Below are 16,944 nucleotides of genomic sequence, written 5' to 3'. Positions count from 1 at the left end.
CATGTCGCACATCTATTCCAACGAGTTCTTTGACTATATCGACCAGGGTGCACGGCGCTCGGCCAATAGCCTGATCCGGTGTCTTCAATCGAAGATCAAACCCGAGAGCGTCATCGATTTCGGATGTGGCAGGGGGGTCTGGCTGTCGGAATGGGCCGCGGCAGGGTGCACGGATATCGCAGGCGTTGACGGTGACTATGTGGACCGCGAAAGGTTGGCCATTCCTGTGGATGCGTTTTTTGGCAAGAATCTTGTCCAGCCAATCGATCTGGGACGGCGCTTTGATCTGGCTCAGTCGCTTGAGGTCGGAGAGCACCTGCCGCATGAGGCTTCGGTCAGTCTGGTGCAAAGCCTGACAACCCATTCCGATCTGGTCCTGTTCTCGGCAGCCGTGCCGGGGCAGGGCGGCGAATTCCATATCAACGAGCAGCCGCTTTCCTTCTGGCAAGATCTGTTCGCCGAGCGCGGATATACGGCCTATGACTGCCTGCGCCCCGAATTGTTCGGCGACACAAGCATTGAGCCTTGGTACCGCTATAACTCGGTTCTCTATGCCAATGATGCAGGCGCTGCAAAGCTGCCGCCCGAGGTTCTGAAGACCAAAACGGACGGCGCTTTGAAAGAGGTTGGATCCTTTGGATGGAACCTGCGGAAGATGGTTGTGCGCCGTTTGCCGCGCACAACGGTCACGGCGATCGCACAGGCGCGGGCGTCGATCATTGCGCGCTCATACGGGGGAGAGAAATGAACTCCCGGTCCCTGGGGCGTGAATTCGCACGCCTGTTCGTGCTGTGCTTTTGCGTGTTGATCCTGGCATATCTACCGTTGATTGAGGATCCTTTCGTTCGGCATGATGATTTTCCCGCCCTGCTTGGCACCCGCAAGGAAGCCTTGCTGAAGACGCTGGATGAGGGACGCTGGCTGAACTACTGGTGGCAGTTCCGACCGTTTTTCCTGCCATCTCCGGTCCATTTGATCCTGTATATAACGGGTTGGTCGCTCTTTTCTGCCGCAACCGCGCTAAGCCTTTTGGATCGTGACGTTGACGGCTGGTATAAGGGCTTTCTTGCCATTTTCGTGGCGCTTTCGATCCCCGCTTATCTGATGTCCTTCTGGTTCAATACCTTGTTGCCGGGCGTCTGGGTGGTAGCGCTTTTTGCGGTGGCGGTCGTGTTCCTGCCGCATCGCACGGTGCTTGGCCTATTGGTCGTGGCGGTGCCGTTGTCCTTTATGGCCTATACGACTTATCCGTTCCTGCTGCTGAGTCTGGTTTTGCTGTCCCGCAATGCGCCCAAAACCTACAAGAGCATGGCGATCACGCTGGGAGTGTTCGTCGTCAGCCTTGCTTTGGGTGTGCTGGCTGTCTATTCGCTGAACTACATCTATCACGGGGTGTTCGGCATTCCGGTTGCCCAATGGCGCGAACCGAGCGAAGTGCATTCCTTTGCCGATTTGCTGGCTAACATTGAAAAGCAAAAGGTGTATCTGCACAAAATCCTCGAGCAGATGGGTGGAGGCGTCACAAGACACGGTGTTGTCATTCCTCTGATGTTCCTAGCCGCTTGGGTGGCCTTGTTCGTCTGGAACAGGTTTGTAGCCATGGCTGTTCTTGCGGCCGTTCTGATGGGGTTGGCACCACTTGTGGGCAAGGCTTTGATGTCTGGTGTTCAGGTGCCGCTACGAACGCTGGGCTGGCTTTGGCTTCTGTTCGGGTTCTGTATCGTTTCGGTTGCCGTACATCTGGCAAAGTCCGGCGGCAGGTGGATGAGCCTCGCCCGTATCGCGATCCTGTGCGTGTTGCTGTTCAACATGCTGGCGATCGCAAAAACCACGTACTTTGCGTTCCCTCTGTGGCAGTACGCCACCAAAGATATGGCCAGTTCTGTGCCGGACGGCACGGAGACCATCTATGTTTATGGGAACTATATGGAGGTTGAAGGCGCGCGGAAGGCAGCGATTCAGCAGACCCGGGGATTGCGGCTCAGGCTGGCTTACCTGACAGGGGCCACAGTGTTCATCTGCGACGACAAGCCAAAGGGCTGTATGGATATTGAACCGCCTTTCGATCCTAACGGCCCGAACGGGGCTCCGGTCATCAAACCGGTTGGGCAAGACGTGTTCATTCTGCTGCCCGCGCCCGAAGCCGTTTCCTGAGGCTCTTGGATACGCATCCCATCCCGTTCTGCAGGTTGGGAAAAGGCCAATTGTAACGGAAATAAGAACGATTTATGAAGGGGCGGATTTCAGAGCCATCGCCCTGAGGGCGCGTGTATTTGGTAAACAGGACCCGGCAAATATGATTGACCTGAGTGACCTTACTCCGTTGCGGAAAAGTCAAAATTACATGATTTTTCAGCACCCCGAGCTAGAAGGTGCGTTGTTGAAGGTCCGTATTGATGAACCGGGGCGCAAGCACCTGTTGCCGCGCTATTCTGAATGGCGCTACGGAAACTTGCGGCAGTGGAACCGCGAGGCTAATGAATACCTTGCCGCGCTGCATCGTAGATGCCCGGAGATCGAACGTCTGGCCCGGTTCGAAGGGTACGCTCCGACATCTCTGGGGCCTGCAATGGTGGTGGAAAAGCTGACCGGACCGGATGGTAAGCTAGCGCCGACTCTTCGATCAGAACTGGCGACTTTCAAAAACGACCGGGAAGGGCGCCAGCGCTTGCACCAGGAGTTCATGGAGTTGTTGGACGATCTTGAACGGGGTCAGATCGTCGTCGGCGATATGGGGTTGGAGAATATCGTGCGTGCGCAAGAGCGTGGCGGAAAGCTGGTCATTATCGACGGTCTGGGCGAAAGGGTGGTGTTCCCGCTGGCCTTGTTTAGCAATTGGGCTTTCCGCAAGTCGATCCAACGCCGCCGGGAGCGCATGACCCAGGGGTTCAGGCTGGACGCCCCAGACAAAGCCTAGGGTTTACCCTGCTACACGCAAAGGTATCGCGCTTTTGACTTCTTTCTGGACCTCTTCGATCAGCGCTGTCCCTGCGGGATTCCGGCGTTTTAAGTGCGTCCGCGCGACGTAAGCAATGCCGGGCGGGTCGGGGAACAGACCGTCGATGATTTCCATATCCGGGGTCACATGTAGGCCGTTCAGCAGAGCCACGCCCAGCCCTGAACGCACCGCCGACTGAATGCCGGCTGCACTTGGGCATTCCAGAACATTGTCAAATCGGTGCGGCCCGTGTCCGATGCCCCAGTGTCGGTAAAAACACTGGCTGTCGAAAGATAGGAACGGCACCGGGACCGTCGTATCGACGCGGAATTCAGGCGATTTGACCCAATGCAGATCATCCTCGAACAGGATCAAGTCATCAGGCAGAACGTCCTGACGAAAGATCTGCATGACCGCCACGTCCAGCTCTCCGGCCTTGAGCCAGGCCTGTACATTCAAGCTTTGGCTGGTGCGCGTGCGGACCTGAACGTCGGGGTATAACCGTGTGAAACGGCCCAGAATTCGGGCAATGCCGCTGGTGGTGGTGTCTTCGGTCATACCCAGACGGATGGTGCCAGATAGTGGTTTCTTGCCCAGGGCCGCCAGGGCCTCATCATGCAATTCGGTGATCCGACGGGCGTATTCGCACAGTCGCTGACCCGCATCAGTGAACAGCGGCCCTCCGGTGCGACGCGCCAGCAGGTCGCAGTCCAAAGCCTGCTCCAGTCTTCGGATCTTGTGGCTGACCGCCGACTGCGACAGCGCCAGATGTTCTGCGGCCCGTGTGACGCCGCCATGGGCCGCGATGGCAAGCAAGGCCCGAAGGGCATCGATTTCCAGACGTTCGTTCATTTGCACTCACATGACAAAAACAGATAGATTGATGACAATCATTCATTTGAGTCACATCCTAGCGCCGGTTTAGTCATCAGGAAAGACAAATCACCGGAGGCAAACCATGTCACATCTCGTCACTGACCACGCTTTGATCAACAACACACGCATAGCCCACGGAATTTTTGGCTCAGGCGAATCGGTCGTGCTGATCCACGGAACGCCGTCGTCCTCCTATATCTGGCGCAACGTGCTGCCGGTACTGGTTGAGGCTGGCTACAAAGTTCATGTCTACGACCTGTTGGGCTTTGGCCTGTCCGAACGCCCGTGGGATCCGTCGGTTGATACATCTGTCACGGCGCAGGTTCCGATCCTTGAGGGGCTGCTGGACCTGTGGGGGTTGGATGACCTGCACGTGATCTCGCACGATATCGGCGGTGCGGTCGCGCCGCGTTTCGCCGTCCAATCGCCAGACCGGGTGCGATCACTGACCATGATCGACGTCGTCAGCTTTGACAGTTGGCCTTCAAAACGGACCAAGGAGCAGATGCAATTGGGTCTGCAGCACTTAATCGACGCACCGGATTCCCAGCATCGAGAGCATTTTCGAGATTGGCTATTGTCTGCTGTGGCAAATAAACAGCGCTTGGCCGATACGGTGCTTGAAACCTATCTGGACTTTATCAGCGGACCCATCGGGCAGGGCAGCCTGTTCCAGCATCAGGTCGGGCATTACGACCCCAAGCACACCAACAGCATCGACTATGCGAAACTCGGTGCATTGCCGGTTCAACTGATCTGGGGCGCGGATGACGCGTGGCAGGTGGTCGACTGGGGGCACAAGCTGCATGACACCATTCCGGGGTCGGAGCTACACATTCTGGAAAACTGTGGTCACTTCGCGATGGAGGACCGGCCGGAACAGATATCGGCCCTTTTGGTCGACTTCCTCAGACGGAATGGGTGAGGCATGGCAGAGATCGATGCCTCTCGCCGCGGCCTGACGACCGTGTTTGAAGTTACCGGATCGGTGTTGGCCATGGCTTACGCTTTGCTGATTGCGTCGAATACCGGGGCAGAACTGCTGGGCTTTGCGTTACTGTTGTTGTCTGCTGGTCTGTTCGCTGCTTGGGCGGTGATCGACCGGCGTTGGACTTTTCTGCTGCTACAAGGGTTCTATGCGACCTCGGCCATCATCGGGTTGATCCGCTGGGCGTAAACTACGCATAGGGCTGTCGTAGATTTCCTGCTAGGACAGCCCTATGCGCATCGAAAAAAGAATCGAGATCGGCTTTCTGCTGTTTGACGGCTTTCCGATGGCCTGCCTGACTTCGGTGATCGAACCGTTGCGGGCGGCCAACGAAATTGCAGGACAGCAGGCGTTCTGCTGGTCGCTGATTTCGGAGCATGGACAAAAGGTCCAATCCAGCGCCGGTGTCGGGTTTGAGGCTGAACGATCACTGGCCGATTGCAAGGATGTCGACATTCTGTTTCTGCTCAGCAGCCCGACCTCGGTTTTTGACAACCCAACGGCGGGGAATGGCGTATTACGCAGCCTTGGTCGCCACGGCACGGTTCTTGGCGGCATCAGCGCCGGGGTTTTCCCTTTGGTGCGGTCCGGGGTGATGCAGGGCCAGCCCGTTTCCGTTCACTGGTGCTATGAGGCTGCGTTCGAAGCCGAATTCCCCGACATGGATACCCGCAGTGAAGTGATCGTCAGGAATGCCAACCGATACACTGTATCGGGTGCGGCGGCAGGCTTCGATCTGGCGCTGCACTTGATTGAAGATCGCCTAGGTGGTGATGTGGCGCATGAGGTCGCCTGTTGGTTCCAACACCCGATGATGCGCGGGGCGGGAGTCCGGCAACAGGTGCCCAGCGCCAATGCGCCGGTTACAGGGGACAGCCTGCCGCCGTTGGTTTCCCGCTGTGTGGCGCTGTTTGGGACCCATATGAGCCATCCGATTTCAATTGCAGACGTGGCGCAGCAAACAGGTGTTACGCCTCGCCAGATCGAACGCGCCTTCAAACAGGCGACGGGTCAAAGTCCCAGTCACTATTACCGCGCCATGAGGATGAAAGCGGCGCGGCAGATGGTCGTTTACACCAAGGACCCGATCCCCGAAATTGCCGAGGCAGTTGGTTACAGCTCGGTTTCACCGCTGTTGGCCCATTACCGCGCAGCCTTCGGGCTGAGCCCTAGTGAAGACAGGCGCCGCATCAACCGATTTCGGGTCGAAGACAACGCACCCTTACCTTCAGTTTAAGCGATGCGTTAAAGCGCCGCGCGCATTGCCGTGACGATGGCATGGTGCAGCGACCCGGCTGAAGACCGTGGGCCGTATATGCTGACCTCCTCGGGCGACTGGTGCAATACGAAACAACCCAGATGATGGATCGAACAGCGCGCAGCGCTACCCTCAACAAGTTTGCGCTGATCGAGTTGGCATAGAAATTCCAGCACCGCAGGGATGCAGTCACCGCTCAGATCGAACCGCGTCCACGCGTCTGTCTGCTCGGTCACCGATGCCGTATCCCCAACGATCGCCTTGACCTGATCCGCAAGATTCTCGTGGCTGTCGAACGGGGCTTCGACCATCCATTGATCCGAACCGATCCAGAACGCTTTGACCGTTGTGCCACCCAATTTGCCGACATCCGGTGCGGGCGCGTCTATTAGCTTGGCAAGCGCCGTGGCGGCTTTGGATTCCTGACCCATGCGCGCGGCGACCGACGCCAGCGCCACTTCGGGGGCCTCGGTGCATGTCACGCCAGCTACAGAGTCTATACGCGGCTCAGCTCCGCCCAGGGCAGTTATCGCAACAAGATTATGCACGCAGACGCTCTCCTTCAGGGTCAACGAAATGAGCCGAGACAAGTTCAATCTCTACCGTCAGATTGGTCAGGGGGGAGACTAGGCGCATTTTTTCGCCCAGCCGCTCTGAACCGTTTTTGACCAGCCCCAGCCCGATATTGCTATTCAGGATCGGTGAGTAGACGGCCGAGGTGACATAGCCCTGATCATGGGCAGCATCGACCGGGCCATCGGCATTCATCAGGTGCCCGCCTGCGGTGATCTTGTCCTCGGATTGCAGAGGTTTGATCCCCACAAGCCGTAACCCATCCGGTTCGACCAACGCTTCTCGTTCCGAGAGGATCGAACCGATGCTGTCCTTCTTCTTCGACACCATCTTGCCCAATCCAAGGTTCAGGGCGGTTGTGGTGCCGTTCAGCTCGTTGCCCGCCGCATGGCCCTTTTCAACCCGCATGACGCCCAGCGCTTCAGTGCCATAGGGGACAACGTCAAACTCTTCGCCCTCATCCATCAGGCGCCGCATCAGCGCATCGCCATAGCGCGAGGGGACAGCGACCTCATAGGCCAATTCGCCCGAGAACGAGATCCGGAACAACCGTGCCCGCAAGCCGCCACAGACGGTGATGTTGCCACACGCCATGAAGGGGAACGCCTCGTTCGAGATATCAAACTCCGGGTCAACGATCTTTTGCAACAGCTTGCGCGCGTTCGGTCCAGCCACGGCATATTGCGCCCAGGCCTCGGTGGTTGAGATCAACTGTACGTCCATGTCCGGGCACAGGCATTGGCGTACGAATTCCATGTGACGATAGACACTTACGGCGTTGGCTGTGGTCGTTGTGACAACGAAGTGATCCTCGGCCAAACGTGCGGCGGTGCCGTCGTCCATAACCATGCCGTCTTCGCGCAGCATCAGGCCATAGCGGGTTTTGCCTATGGCCAGCTTGGCGAATCCGTTGGCGTAAATCCGGTTCAGAAACTCGGCGGCATCCGTGCCCTGCACATCGATCTTACCGAGCGTGGTACAATCACACACCCCGACCGAGGCGCGGGTCTGGCGCACCTCACGGTCCACCGATTGCCGCCAATGCGTCTCACCTGGTTGGGGGAACCATTGCGCGCGCAACCAGTTGCCAACCTCGACAAACACTGCGCCACGTTCCTTGGCCCAATAGTGTGAGGGCGTCAGGCGGGTCGGGTGGAAGTCTTGACCTTTCATGCGACCTGCGAAGGTGGCAATCGGAACCGGGGTGTAAGGCGGACGGAAGATCGTGGTGCCGACCTCTGGGATCGACTTGCCGGCCACTTCTGCCATGATCGCCAGTCCGGTGATGTTCGAAGTCTTGCCCTGATCCGTCGCCATGCCCAGCGTGGTATAGCGTTTCAGATGCTCGACCGAACGGAAGCCTTCCTGATAACTGAGCTTCACATCCTTGACGGTCACGTCGTTCTGCTGATCCACCCACGCGCGCTTGCAGCCTTGGACGTACCAGAAAGACGTTTGCGAGACCGGGGCATCATCGGCCTCGGGCAAGTCGGGCAGAGCGCCGCTCAGGCCCAGTGCCTGTGAAGCCCCGTCAGCACCAGATTGGAGTGCGCCGTGTGTCGACATGATCCCGTTTGCCGCGCCAGCGACGGACAAACCGACGGGCAGGTCGGAACCGGGGACAAAAGCCGCCAGCGCTTCGTTCCAGACCGGGCGCCCGCGTTGGTGGCACGTCAGGTGCACGTTCGGGTTCCAGCCGCCGGACACGCCCAGCGCGCCGCAATCCAAGGTCCGGGTCGAGCCATCAGCCAAGGAGACTTCGACGAAGCTTAACCCGTGACGGCCTTTGGTATTCTTGACCTGAGCGCCCTTCAGAACTTCGTAGTCATAGCTGGAAGGCGCATCCTCACGCACATCAACCACGGCGGCGATCTTGACGCCTTTGGCGTGCAGATCGGTGGCGGTCCGGTGACCGTCGTCGTTGTTGGTGAAGACCGCCACCCGCCGCGAAGCGGTGACCGCGAACCGGTTGGCATAGGTACGCAAGGCGCTGGCCATCATCACGCCGGGGCGGTCGTTGTTTTCGAACGCGATCGGGCGTTCCGTGGCTCCGGCGCAGAGCAACGCCTTTTGCGTATAGATGCGCCACAGGATCTGGCGCGGCTTGCCTGCGGGTAGGGTGGGCAGGTGGTCTCCGGTCCGTTCCACTGCGCCGTAAATGCCGTGGTCGAATGCGCCGATGACCGTAGTACGGGGCATCAACCGGACGTTCGGCAGAGACGACAGCTCGGCTACTGCTTGCGCGGCCCAGTCCGGGGCGCTCTGGTCGCCCACAGCAAAGGTCTCGCTGTTCAAACGTCCGCCAAGGGTGAAATCCTCGTCGGCCAGAATGACATCCGCCCCAGCACGCCCGGCGGTCAGTGCTGCCATCAGACCGGAAGGCCCGGCACCAATGATCAGCAGATCGCAGTGACGGAACCCTTTATCATACTCGTCCGGGTCAGCCTCTTGCGATAGCGACCCCAGACCAGCGGCGCGGCGGATTACCGGCTCGTAGAGCTTTTCCCAAAACGCAGCGGGCCACATGAAGGTTTTGTAGTAGAAGCCCGCCGACAGGAAGTTCGAGAACAGATCGTTCACTGCCAGAGCATCGAATTTCAAACTGGGCCAGCGGTTCTGCGAATGTGCCTCCAGTCCGTCGAACATCTCAACCGTCGTGACACGGGTGTTGGGTTCCTTGCGCGCACCGCTGCGCAGTTCGACCATACCGTTTGGCTCTTCGGACCCGGCAGTTAGCAAACCGCGCGGGCGGTGATACTTGAACGACCGCCCAATCAGCCGCACGTCATTGGCCAGCAGGGCCGAGGCCAGAGTATCGCCCGGATGCGCAGCATAGCTGCGTCCATCGAACCGGAAACTCAGCGAGGTGTTGCGATCAATTTGACCGCCATCAAGCCTGTTTGTCTGTGTCATTTGGATCGCCCCCGAGCGCGGGCCACGTCGCGGGCCAGTTCCACCTTCGAAATCTCATGTGTCAGCGTGTTACGCGTCAAGACCAGCCACGAGCGATCACCCGCCTCGTGATACCAAAGCTCCTGATGCTCACCGGCGGGGTTGTCGCGCAGATAGCCGTATTCATAGAACGCCTCGGCGGCGTTCTCAGACTGCCAGTTGGGGCGGTCGATCAGTGAGGCGTCGCCCAGGTAGGTGAATTCCGACGCGTCACGCGGGCCCAGAAGGGGATGGTTGATAATCATGGTTGGGTCCCCTCAGTGCAGGTTGGGCTGGTTGCCCACGCCTTTTTCGTCGATCATCCGGCCGGTCTGGAACCGGTCTAGGCGATAGGCAGTAGCAACGGGGTGCGGTTCATCCTTTGCCAGAAGATGCGCAAAGCAATGGCCCGAGGCCGGGGTCGCCTTGAATCCGCCGTAACACCAGCCGCCGTTGAAATAGAATCCTTCGACGGGGGTGCGGTCGATGATCGGCGAGCCATCCATCGACATGTCCATCACTCCGCCCCACATCCGAAGCAGACGCGCGCGGCCAATCATCGGCATCAAGGCCACGCCGCCTTCGCAAACATCCTCGACCACAGGCAGGTTGCCGCGTTGGGCATAGGTGTTGTAGCCGTCGATATCACCGCCAAAGACCAGACCGCCCTTGTCGGACTGGCTGACATAGAAGTGACCCGCACCAAAGGTGATGACGCTGGGCAGGATCGGCTTAAGACCTTCGGAAACAAAAGCCTGCAGGACGTGGCTTTCGATCGGCAGCCGCATTCCGGCCATTCCCATTACACGGCTGGAACTGCCCGCGACCGCACAGCCCACTTTGTTGGCACCGATGAAGCCCTTGGTAGTTTCAACACCCAGACACTTGCCGTTCTCGATGCGCAGACCGGTGACCTCGCAGTTCTGGATGATATCCACTCCGTGCAAATCCGCGGACCGCGCAAAGCCCCAGGCCACCGCATCATGGCGGGCCGTACCTGCGCGGCGTTGTACCAGGCCCCCTTTGATCGGAAAGCGGGCGTCGTCGAAATTCAGATAGGGGTGTTCCGTGCGTACCTGATCGGCATCCAGCAATTCGGCATCCGCGCCGTGAAGGATCATTGCATTGCCGCGCCGTGTATAGGCGTCGCGCTGGCCGTCGGTGTGGAACAGGTTGAGGATCCCGCGCTGGCTCATCATGGCGTTGTAGTTCAGGTCCTGTTCGAGACCTTCCCACAGTTTCATCGAGAACTCATAGAACGGCTCGTTCCCGTCCAGCATATAGTTCGAGCGGACAATCGTCGTGTTCCGCCCCACGTTACCGCCGCCGATCCAGCCTTTCTCTACGACGGCCACGTTGCGCAGACCGTAGACCTTGGACAGGTAATGCGCCGTGGCCAACCCATGTCCTCCGCCGCCGATCACGACGATGTCGTAATGCGGTTTTGGTTCGGGCTCGCGCCAGACCGGTTTCCACCCTTTGTGGCCGGTGAGCGCCTCTTTAATGACTCGAAAGCCGGAATATCGCATGAATCGGACCTTTTTTTCCAGAATTCACTATTCTAAGGCGTTTGGATATCCTCAGATGCGACATCGGTTTGCCTGAATCAGACGTGGTTGCACTCCGCTGGGCTCTGGATACCGGAAAACCATTGCACAAAAGCATCTACCTCAGGCGAGCGGCGCTGCACCGCCAGAAAATACCCCTCACTGGCCGGGGCAGAGGTATCGGTTGCACGCAAGACCTGACCAGTTTGCAAGGCGTAGTCAGCAATCAGGGCGTTGACTAAGGCAACGCCGTTTCCGGTTGTAGCCAGCTGCAGAGCAAGGCCGTAGGAATCGACATAAAAGGAAGGAGCGCCAACCGGTTGACCGGTTACTTCGGCCCAGGATGCCCAATTGTCCGACGTCCCAACGGTTCCGATCAGGGGCAGGTCTTGCAGCCCTCCTGACAGTTGCGGGGATTTCACCGCGATCAGGTAATTGGGTTCCAGTGGTGTTGCATCCCGTCCCACCTGTTTGGCCGAACCAAATCGAATCTCGACATCCGCGCGCGAGGCCGCGAACTCATCTGGCCATATCGTGCTGACAAATCGTACGGACGTATCTGGGTTCTGATGCTGAAACCGTGGCAGGGCCGGAGAAATCACCCATTCCAGCACACTGACCGAGGCCGCAACGGTGATGTGCCGCGCCCGCTCCTCAGCCAAATAGGGTGAGGCGGCGGAATGCAGCATCTCAAGCGCGGCTTCGACCTGCGGTAGTAGTTTTCGACCTTCGTCGGTCAGGGACAGACCGCGCGCGTGGCGGTGAAACAGCACCACCCCCAATCGCGTTTCCAGCGATCTGATCTGTTGGCTGACAGCGGATTGCGTCAGGCCGATCTCCTCGGCGGCAGCGGTCGAGCTCAGGCGCCGGGCCGCAGCTTCGAACGATCTGAACCATGTCAATGGGGGCAGGGATTTCGACATTGGTAACCTACATATTAGAGTCACTAATACCTAAGACCAAAGTTCTTTCGTTTGTCAAAGCGACCCCCAGGCGAGGATAGTTTGCCAACGACAGAAGAGGGGGCGCTCGTGGAGCCAAATATTCGGAAAATCGTGACTTATGACGAAGAGGTTCTGGTCGAAGGATTTCGCAAGGCTGAGCGTCCGTGGCGGATGTTTGCGGTTGCGGCCGTGGTGTCGAACCCTTGGGCGGGTCGCTACGTCGAGGACCTGCGGCCCGAAATCCTGAGCTTTGCCCCAATTCTGGGCGAAGAACTGACCAGCCGAATGATTGCGCTAGCGGGCAGTGGTGATGCCATTGAGGCGTATGGCAAGGCCGCCGTCGTGGGGTTGGATGGCGAGGTCGAGCACGCCTCGGGCCTGATCCACACGCTGCATTTTGGCAATCACTTCCGGCAGGCGGTGGGCGCGAAATCCTACCTCTCCTTCACCAACACGCGTGGTCCTGCAAACGCGCCGATCATGGTGCCGTTGATGGACAAGAACGATGCAGGCCGTCGGTCTCACTACCTAACGCTGCAGTTTTCAATTCCCGATGCACCGCGCGCGGACGAAGTAGTGATTGTGCTGGGAGGCGCAACCTCGGGACGGCCTCACCATCGGATCGGAGACCGTTATCAGGACTTGAACGATCTGGGTCATGACGTGGACAACCCGGCCTCGGTCTGAACACGGCGAAGTGGCCGCGATTGACGCGGGCGAGGGGCCTCTGGTCCTTCTGCTGCATGGCGTTGGCTTGCGGGCCGAGGCTTGGGGTGCGCAGATCGATCCGCTGGTCTCCGCCGGATATCGCGTGCTGTGTCCGGATATGCCTGGGCATGGCGAGTCCCCATTCTCTGCGGTCGATGGGCTGGACAGCTACACCGCGCCGGTTGCCGCGCTGATACAGGAACCTGCCGTCTTGATCGGGCATTCCATGGGGGCGCTGATTGCAACGCATATCGCCGCCTCGGGCGATCCGAATGTCAAAGGTGTTGCTGCTTTGAACGCTATCTTCCAGCGGCCAGAAGCGGCCCGAAAATCGGTTCTATCGCGGGCGCACGCGCTGGACGAGGCGCAAGCAAACGATCCGTCGGTCACTCTGCAACGGTGGTTTGCCGAGGATGTATCGGCGGAACGTGACGCCTGTGCGCGCTGGCTGCACGCGGTCGACCCGCGCGCTTACAAGGCCGCCTACACCGTCTTCGCCGAAAGCGATGGGCCGACCAAGGCGCAACTGGCCGCAATTCGCTGCCCGGCCTTGTTCCTAACCGGCGCGGATGAGCCGAACTCAACCCCACAAATGTCGCGGGACATGGCCGGGTTGGCGTCACAGGGGCGGGCCGAGATCATCCCGAACGCCGCGCACATGATGCCGATGACCCACGCGGAAGAGGTTAACGCCATCCTGTTGCGTTTTCTGCAGGAGTGCTTGCCATGACAACGCTTGACCCCCGCGCCCTGCGTGATGCCTTTGGTAGTTTCATGACCGGTGTGACGGTGGTGACAACGCGCGACGCGACCGGTGCTCCGGTCGGTTTCACGGCCAATTCCTTTTCTTCCGTGTCCCTTGATCCGCCGCTGTTGCTGGTCTGCCCGGGCAAGTTCCTGTCCAGCTATGAGGTTTTCACCAGCTGCCGACATTTCGCCGTCAATATCCTGGCCGAGGGTCAACAGGACGTCTCGAACACCTTTGCCGGATACAAAGGCGATCGGTTTGCGAAAGTTGCTCACCGGGACGGCGTACAGGACCTGCCGTTGATCGACGGAGCGCTGGCGCAGTTCTGCTGCGAAACGCATCAGGCCATCCCAGCGGGCGACCACACAATTCTAATGGGGCGGGTGCTTGAGTTCTCGCACGCTGTGGGTGACGGCCTTGGCTATGTTGGCGGCTCGTATTTCAGCCTTGGGCTGGAACGCGAGATGGACTCGAAAGTGCCTACACTGTGCGGTGCCATTATTACCTCCGGTAATATGGTTTTGCTGGAGCATCACGACGGTTGTTTCCGTCCGGTTCAGGTCGCTGGGGCCGAGCCCGGTGGCCAGCGACACAGGCTGGAACAGGGACTGGCCCAGCGGGGCATCCATGCACAGATCGACCAGGTTTATTCCGCGTTCAACGATGCAGAAACCAAGCTGCACTACACGTTCTTTTTAGCCTCAACCGAACAGGTTGCGATGCCCGAAGATACCCGCTGGGTCTCGGTCGAAGACCTGCCCAACCTGACCTATGCCACCCCCGGCATTCACCACATGATGACCCGCTTTGCGCGCGAAGCTCAGACTGGCGATTTCGCCCTGTATCTGGGCGACGCGGAACGGGGCGACATTCACAGTTTTCGCTAAAGGAGCCGGATGATGGAGTTTTCTCTGTTTGCCCATATGGAGCGTCTGACGCCCGACCAGCCGCATGATGTTCTCTACGATGAGTTTGTGGGTCTGGCGAAGATGGCCGATGAGGGCGGAATGCGCGCGGTGTGGACGGGTGAGCATCACGGGATGGAGTTCACCATTGCGCCCAACCCGTTCTTGCCTTTGGTTGATCTTGCACATCACACTACGAATGTCCGTCTGGGAACCGGGACCGTGATCGCACCTTTCTGGCATCCGATCAAACTGGCGGGCGAGGCCGCAGCGGCGGACCAGATCACCAAGGGCCGCATCGAGCTGGGGATCGCGCGTGGCGCTTATTCCTTTGAATACGAGCGTTTGGCACCGGGCATGGACGCATGGGAAGCCGGTCAGAAAATGCGCGAGTCCACGCCGCTTTTGCCAAAGATATGGGAAGGCGACTGCGCGCATGAGGGCGAGTTCTATTCGTTCCCGGCAACTACTTCGGCCCCCAAGCCAATGCAGGACGGAGGCCCGCCGATCTGGATCGCGGCGCGTGATCCCAACAGTCACGAATTTGGCGTGCACAACGGGTTTAATATTCAGGTCACGCCGCTTTGGCAGGGGATGGAAGAGATCGAAACGTTGATGGGCCGTTTCAACGATGCCTGCGACAGCTATGCAGGGTCACGGCCAAAAATCATGCTACTGCACCATACCTATGTCGGCAAAGACGAGGCGGATGTGGCGCAAGGGATCGAGGATTTGCGACGCTACTACAACTATTTTGGCGCGTGGTTCCTGAACAAGCGACCCGTTCAGCAGGGGTTGATCGAACCGATCTCACCCGAGGAAATGGACGCAAACCCGATGTACACCACCGAAAAGCTCGGCCGGGACCTGACGGTTGGCACAGCGCAGCAGGTGATCGACCGGATCAAGCGCTATGAGGATCTGGGCTATGATGAGTTTTCGTTCTGGGTTGATAGCGGCATGACCAACGACCGCAAACGCGCCTCGCTGGCGCGGTTCATCGACGAAGTTATGCCAGCTTTTCAGTGAGGGCCACCATGGTAAATCTTCCGCATTTTCAGCTGTTCATTGATGGCGAATGGACCGAGGGGTCAGACGCTCAGGTCATGACCTCGGAGAACCCGGCTACCGGGCAGGGGTGGTCAACATTCGCATGCGCCTCATCCAGTGATGTCGATCGTGCTATTGCCGCAGCCAAACGGGTTCTGGACGATCCTGTGTGGCGGGACATGACGCAAACCGCGCGAGGAAAGCTGCTCTATCGTTTGGCGGACCTGGTGGCCGAAAATGCCACGCGTTTGGGGGAGTTAGAGACCACAGATAGTGGCAAACTATTGGCCGAAACCTCAGCTCAGACGGGCTATGTGGCAGACTACTACCGCTACTTTGCCGGTCTGGCGGATAAGGTCGAAGGCACCGTGCTGCCCATCGACAAGCCCGACATGCACGTTTTTACAACGCGCGAACCGATCGGCGTTGTGGCGGCGATCGTGCCATGGAACGCGCAGATGTTCCTGACGGCCACTAAACTGGGCCCGGCCTTGGCCGCAGGATGTTCGGTGGTGTTGAAAGCTTCGGAAATCGCGCCAGCGCCGATGTTGGAATTTGCGCGTCTGATCGAACAGGCCGGGTTCCCACCAGGTGTCGTCTCGGTCATCACCGGTGATGCCGAGAATTGCGCCATTCCGCTGACCCGCCATCCCGATATCGATCGGATCGCCTTTACCGGCGGGCCCGAAACCGCGCGGCATGTGGTGCGCAATTCGGCCGAGAACTTTGCGGTGACCTCTTTGGAACTGGGGGGTAAGTCCCCGATCCTTGTGTTCGATGACGCCGATCTGGACGGTGCGGCCAACGGGCTGATCGCGGGGAACTTTGGTGCGTCCGGTCAAAGCTGCGTGGCGGGAACGCGCGGTCTGGTGCATCGCTCTATTCTGGAGCCATTGATTGAACGGATCGAACAGAAAGCCAGCGTAATTCTGCTGGGCGATCCGCTGCACTCTGATACTCATGTTGGCCCGCTGTGTACGGCTGCCCAAGTGCGCAAGATCGAAGCGACATTGGCCTCGGCACAGGGGCAGGGCGCGGTGATCCGATTTGGCGGTGCCCCTGCGGACCGTCCGGGCAACTACATGACACCGACGCTGGTTCAGTGTACCTCACCCGAAACCGAAACGTTGAAGGTCGAGATGTTCGGGCCGGTCATGTCTCTGCTGCCGTTTAATACCGAAGAAGAGGCCATCGCGCTGGCAAACAGCACGCCTTATGGGTTGGGTTCCGGCGTTTTCACGCAAAACCTGGCGCGGGCGCATCGGGTGTCGAAGCGGATCAGGGCGGGTATTTGCTGGGTGAACACATACCGCGTGATCTCTCCGATTGCGCCGTTCGGCGGGTTCAATCAGTCCGGCTATGGGCGTGAGGCCGGGGTTGAGGCGATACTCGATTACACTCGAACCAAAACCACCTGGATCAGCACCGCGCAAGAGCCGATGGCGAACCCGTTTGTAATGCGCTAAGCCTGTGTAAAC

At 59.0% G+C, this 16,944-nt stretch carries 17 protein-coding genes; 11 read left to right on the top strand and 6 right to left on the bottom strand.

Going from position 1 to position 16,944, the window contains the following annotated elements:
- Position 1: 1 nt before the first annotated feature.
- The 3 genes from ACXAGD_RS08925 (at position 2) to ACXAGD_RS08915 (ending at position 2,917) form a co-directional block, all read left to right on the top strand.
- Positions 2 to 748 (top strand): methyltransferase domain-containing protein, encoded by a 747-nt coding sequence (locus tag ACXAGD_RS08925; RefSeq protein WP_475209812.1) that lies wholly within the window; start codon positions 2 to 4, stop codon positions 746 to 748.
- Positions 745 to 2,154: a hypothetical protein gene (locus tag ACXAGD_RS08920; RefSeq protein WP_475209811.1), complete on the top strand. Its 1,410-nt coding sequence runs from the start codon at positions 745 to 747 to the stop codon at positions 2,152 to 2,154. The genes ACXAGD_RS08925 and ACXAGD_RS08920 overlap by 4 nt, the downstream gene beginning before the upstream one ends.
- A gap of 142 nt (positions 2,155 to 2,296) precedes the next feature.
- Positions 2,297 to 2,917 (top strand): YrbL family protein, encoded by a 621-nt coding sequence (locus tag ACXAGD_RS08915; protein WP_475209810.1) that lies wholly within the window; start codon positions 2,297 to 2,299, stop codon positions 2,915 to 2,917.
- Positions 2,918 to 2,920: 3 nt separating this feature from the next.
- Here the strand turns inward: ACXAGD_RS08915 and ACXAGD_RS08910 are convergent, their stop codons facing one another.
- Complete coding sequence (locus ACXAGD_RS08910) at positions 2,921 to 3,790, bottom strand: LysR family transcriptional regulator (protein WP_475209808.1); 870 nt, start codon at positions 3,788 to 3,790, stop codon at positions 2,921 to 2,923.
- Between the two features lie 106 nt (positions 3,791 to 3,896).
- On the opposite strand from ACXAGD_RS08910, the gene ACXAGD_RS08905 reads away from it, so the two are divergent.
- The 3 genes from ACXAGD_RS08905 to ACXAGD_RS08895 are packed head-to-tail and all read left to right on the top strand — an operon-like array spanning position 3,897 to position 6,039.
- Positions 3,897 to 4,739, top strand: coding sequence for an alpha/beta fold hydrolase (locus ACXAGD_RS08905; protein WP_475209807.1), 843 nt, complete (start codon positions 3,897 to 3,899; stop codon positions 4,737 to 4,739).
- A 3-nt stretch (positions 4,740 to 4,742) separates the two neighbouring features.
- Positions 4,743 to 4,991, top strand: coding sequence for a hypothetical protein (locus tag ACXAGD_RS08900; protein ID WP_475209806.1), 249 nt, complete (start codon positions 4,743 to 4,745; stop codon positions 4,989 to 4,991).
- A 43-nt stretch (positions 4,992 to 5,034) separates the two neighbouring features.
- A complete protein-coding gene (locus ACXAGD_RS08895) occupies positions 5,035 to 6,039 on the top strand; it encodes a GlxA family transcriptional regulator (protein ID WP_475209804.1) in 1,005 nt (334 codons plus the stop codon).
- Between the two features lie 8 nt (positions 6,040 to 6,047).
- On the opposite strand, the gene ACXAGD_RS08890 is transcribed toward ACXAGD_RS08895, so the two are convergent.
- The 5 genes from ACXAGD_RS08890 to ACXAGD_RS08870 form a co-directional block, all read right to left on the bottom strand.
- Entirely contained in the window at positions 6,048 to 6,608 is a 561-nt protein-coding gene (locus ACXAGD_RS08890) for a sarcosine oxidase subunit gamma (RefSeq protein WP_475209803.1), read from the bottom strand.
- Positions 6,601 to 9,546 (bottom strand): sarcosine oxidase subunit alpha family protein, encoded by a 2,946-nt coding sequence (locus ACXAGD_RS08885; RefSeq protein ID WP_475209802.1) that lies wholly within the window; start codon positions 9,544 to 9,546, stop codon positions 6,601 to 6,603. Before ACXAGD_RS08885 ends, ACXAGD_RS08890 begins: the two co-directional genes overlap by 8 nt.
- Positions 9,543 to 9,830 (bottom strand): sarcosine oxidase subunit delta, encoded by a 288-nt coding sequence (locus ACXAGD_RS08880; protein WP_475209800.1) that lies wholly within the window; start codon positions 9,828 to 9,830, stop codon positions 9,543 to 9,545. Before ACXAGD_RS08880 ends, ACXAGD_RS08885 begins: the two co-directional genes overlap by 4 nt.
- Positions 9,831 to 9,842: 12 nt before the next feature.
- Positions 9,843 to 11,093, bottom strand: a complete 1,251-nt coding sequence (locus ACXAGD_RS08875; RefSeq protein ID WP_475209798.1) for a sarcosine oxidase subunit beta family protein — start codon at positions 11,091 to 11,093, stop codon at positions 9,843 to 9,845.
- Positions 11,094 to 11,170: 77 nt separating this feature from the next.
- Entirely contained in the window at positions 11,171 to 12,034 is an 864-nt protein-coding gene (locus ACXAGD_RS08870; protein WP_475209796.1) for a LysR family transcriptional regulator, read from the bottom strand.
- Positions 12,035 to 12,142: 108 nt separating this feature from the next.
- On the opposite strand from ACXAGD_RS08870, the gene ACXAGD_RS08865 reads away from it, so the two are divergent.
- Genes ACXAGD_RS08865 through ACXAGD_RS08845 form a run of 5 tightly spaced genes read left to right on the top strand, consistent with a single transcriptional unit; the run spans position 12,143 to position 16,932 of the window.
- Positions 12,143 to 12,742: an amino acid synthesis family protein gene (locus tag ACXAGD_RS08865; protein WP_475209794.1), complete on the top strand. Its 600-nt coding sequence runs from the start codon at positions 12,143 to 12,145 to the stop codon at positions 12,740 to 12,742.
- Positions 12,714 to 13,493 carry an alpha/beta fold hydrolase gene (locus ACXAGD_RS08860; protein ID WP_475209793.1) on the top strand — a complete coding sequence of 260 codons (780 nt, stop codon included), beginning with the start codon at positions 12,714 to 12,716 and terminating at the stop codon, positions 13,491 to 13,493. The genes ACXAGD_RS08865 and ACXAGD_RS08860 overlap by 29 nt, the downstream gene beginning before the upstream one ends.
- On the top strand, positions 13,490 to 14,398 hold the full coding sequence (locus ACXAGD_RS08855) for a flavin reductase family protein (RefSeq protein ID WP_475209789.1): 909 nt from the start codon (positions 13,490 to 13,492) through the stop codon (positions 14,396 to 14,398). The genes ACXAGD_RS08860 and ACXAGD_RS08855 overlap by 4 nt, the downstream gene beginning before the upstream one ends.
- Positions 14,399 to 14,410: 12 nt before the next feature.
- A complete protein-coding gene (locus tag ACXAGD_RS08850) occupies positions 14,411 to 15,445 on the top strand; it encodes an LLM class flavin-dependent oxidoreductase (RefSeq protein WP_475209786.1) in 1,035 nt (344 codons plus the stop codon).
- An 8-nt stretch (positions 15,446 to 15,453) separates the two neighbouring features.
- Positions 15,454 to 16,932: an aldehyde dehydrogenase gene (locus ACXAGD_RS08845; protein WP_475209782.1), complete on the top strand. Its 1,479-nt coding sequence runs from the start codon at positions 15,454 to 15,456 to the stop codon at positions 16,930 to 16,932.
- The last annotated feature ends 12 nt before the right edge of the window (positions 16,933 to 16,944 follow it).

Source organism: Ruegeria sp. ABF4_144, assembly GCF_056160045.1.
Note: the sequence above shows the minus strand (reverse complement) of the source record. Positions and strands in the feature narration are given on the sequence as shown.

Coding starts and splice junctions, on each gene's coding strand:
- ACXAGD_RS08850 (WP_475209786.1), top strand. CDS start 14,411: ATGGAGTTTTCTCTGTTTGCCCATATGGAGCGTCTGACGCCCGACCAG.
- ACXAGD_RS08870 (WP_475209796.1), bottom strand. CDS start 12,034: ATGTCGAAATCCCTGCCCCCATTGACATGGTTCAGATCGTTCGAAGCT.
- ACXAGD_RS08915 (WP_475209810.1), top strand. CDS start 2,297: ATGATTGACCTGAGTGACCTTACTCCGTTGCGGAAAAGTCAAAATTAC.
- ACXAGD_RS08925 (WP_475209812.1), top strand. CDS start 2: ATGTCGCACATCTATTCCAACGAGTTCTTTGACTATATCGACCAGGGT.
- ACXAGD_RS08860 (WP_475209793.1), top strand. CDS start 12,714: ATGACGTGGACAACCCGGCCTCGGTCTGAACACGGCGAAGTGGCCGCG.
- ACXAGD_RS08900 (WP_475209806.1), top strand. CDS start 4,743: ATGGCAGAGATCGATGCCTCTCGCCGCGGCCTGACGACCGTGTTTGAA.
- ACXAGD_RS08910 (WP_475209808.1), bottom strand. CDS start 3,790: ATGAACGAACGTCTGGAAATCGATGCCCTTCGGGCCTTGCTTGCCATC.
- ACXAGD_RS08885 (WP_475209802.1), bottom strand. CDS start 9,546: ATGACACAGACAAACAGGCTTGATGGCGGTCAAATTGATCGCAACACC.
- ACXAGD_RS08845 (WP_475209782.1), top strand. CDS start 15,454: ATGGTAAATCTTCCGCATTTTCAGCTGTTCATTGATGGCGAATGGACC.
- ACXAGD_RS08895 (WP_475209804.1), top strand. CDS start 5,035: ATGCGCATCGAAAAAAGAATCGAGATCGGCTTTCTGCTGTTTGACGGC.
- ACXAGD_RS08905 (WP_475209807.1), top strand. CDS start 3,897: ATGTCACATCTCGTCACTGACCACGCTTTGATCAACAACACACGCATA.
- ACXAGD_RS08920 (WP_475209811.1), top strand. CDS start 745: ATGAACTCCCGGTCCCTGGGGCGTGAATTCGCACGCCTGTTCGTGCTG.
- ACXAGD_RS08875 (WP_475209798.1), bottom strand. CDS start 11,093: ATGCGATATTCCGGCTTTCGAGTCATTAAAGAGGCGCTCACCGGCCAC.
- ACXAGD_RS08880 (WP_475209800.1), bottom strand. CDS start 9,830: ATGATTATCAACCATCCCCTTCTGGGCCCGCGTGACGCGTCGGAATTC.
- ACXAGD_RS08855 (WP_475209789.1), top strand. CDS start 13,490: ATGACAACGCTTGACCCCCGCGCCCTGCGTGATGCCTTTGGTAGTTTC.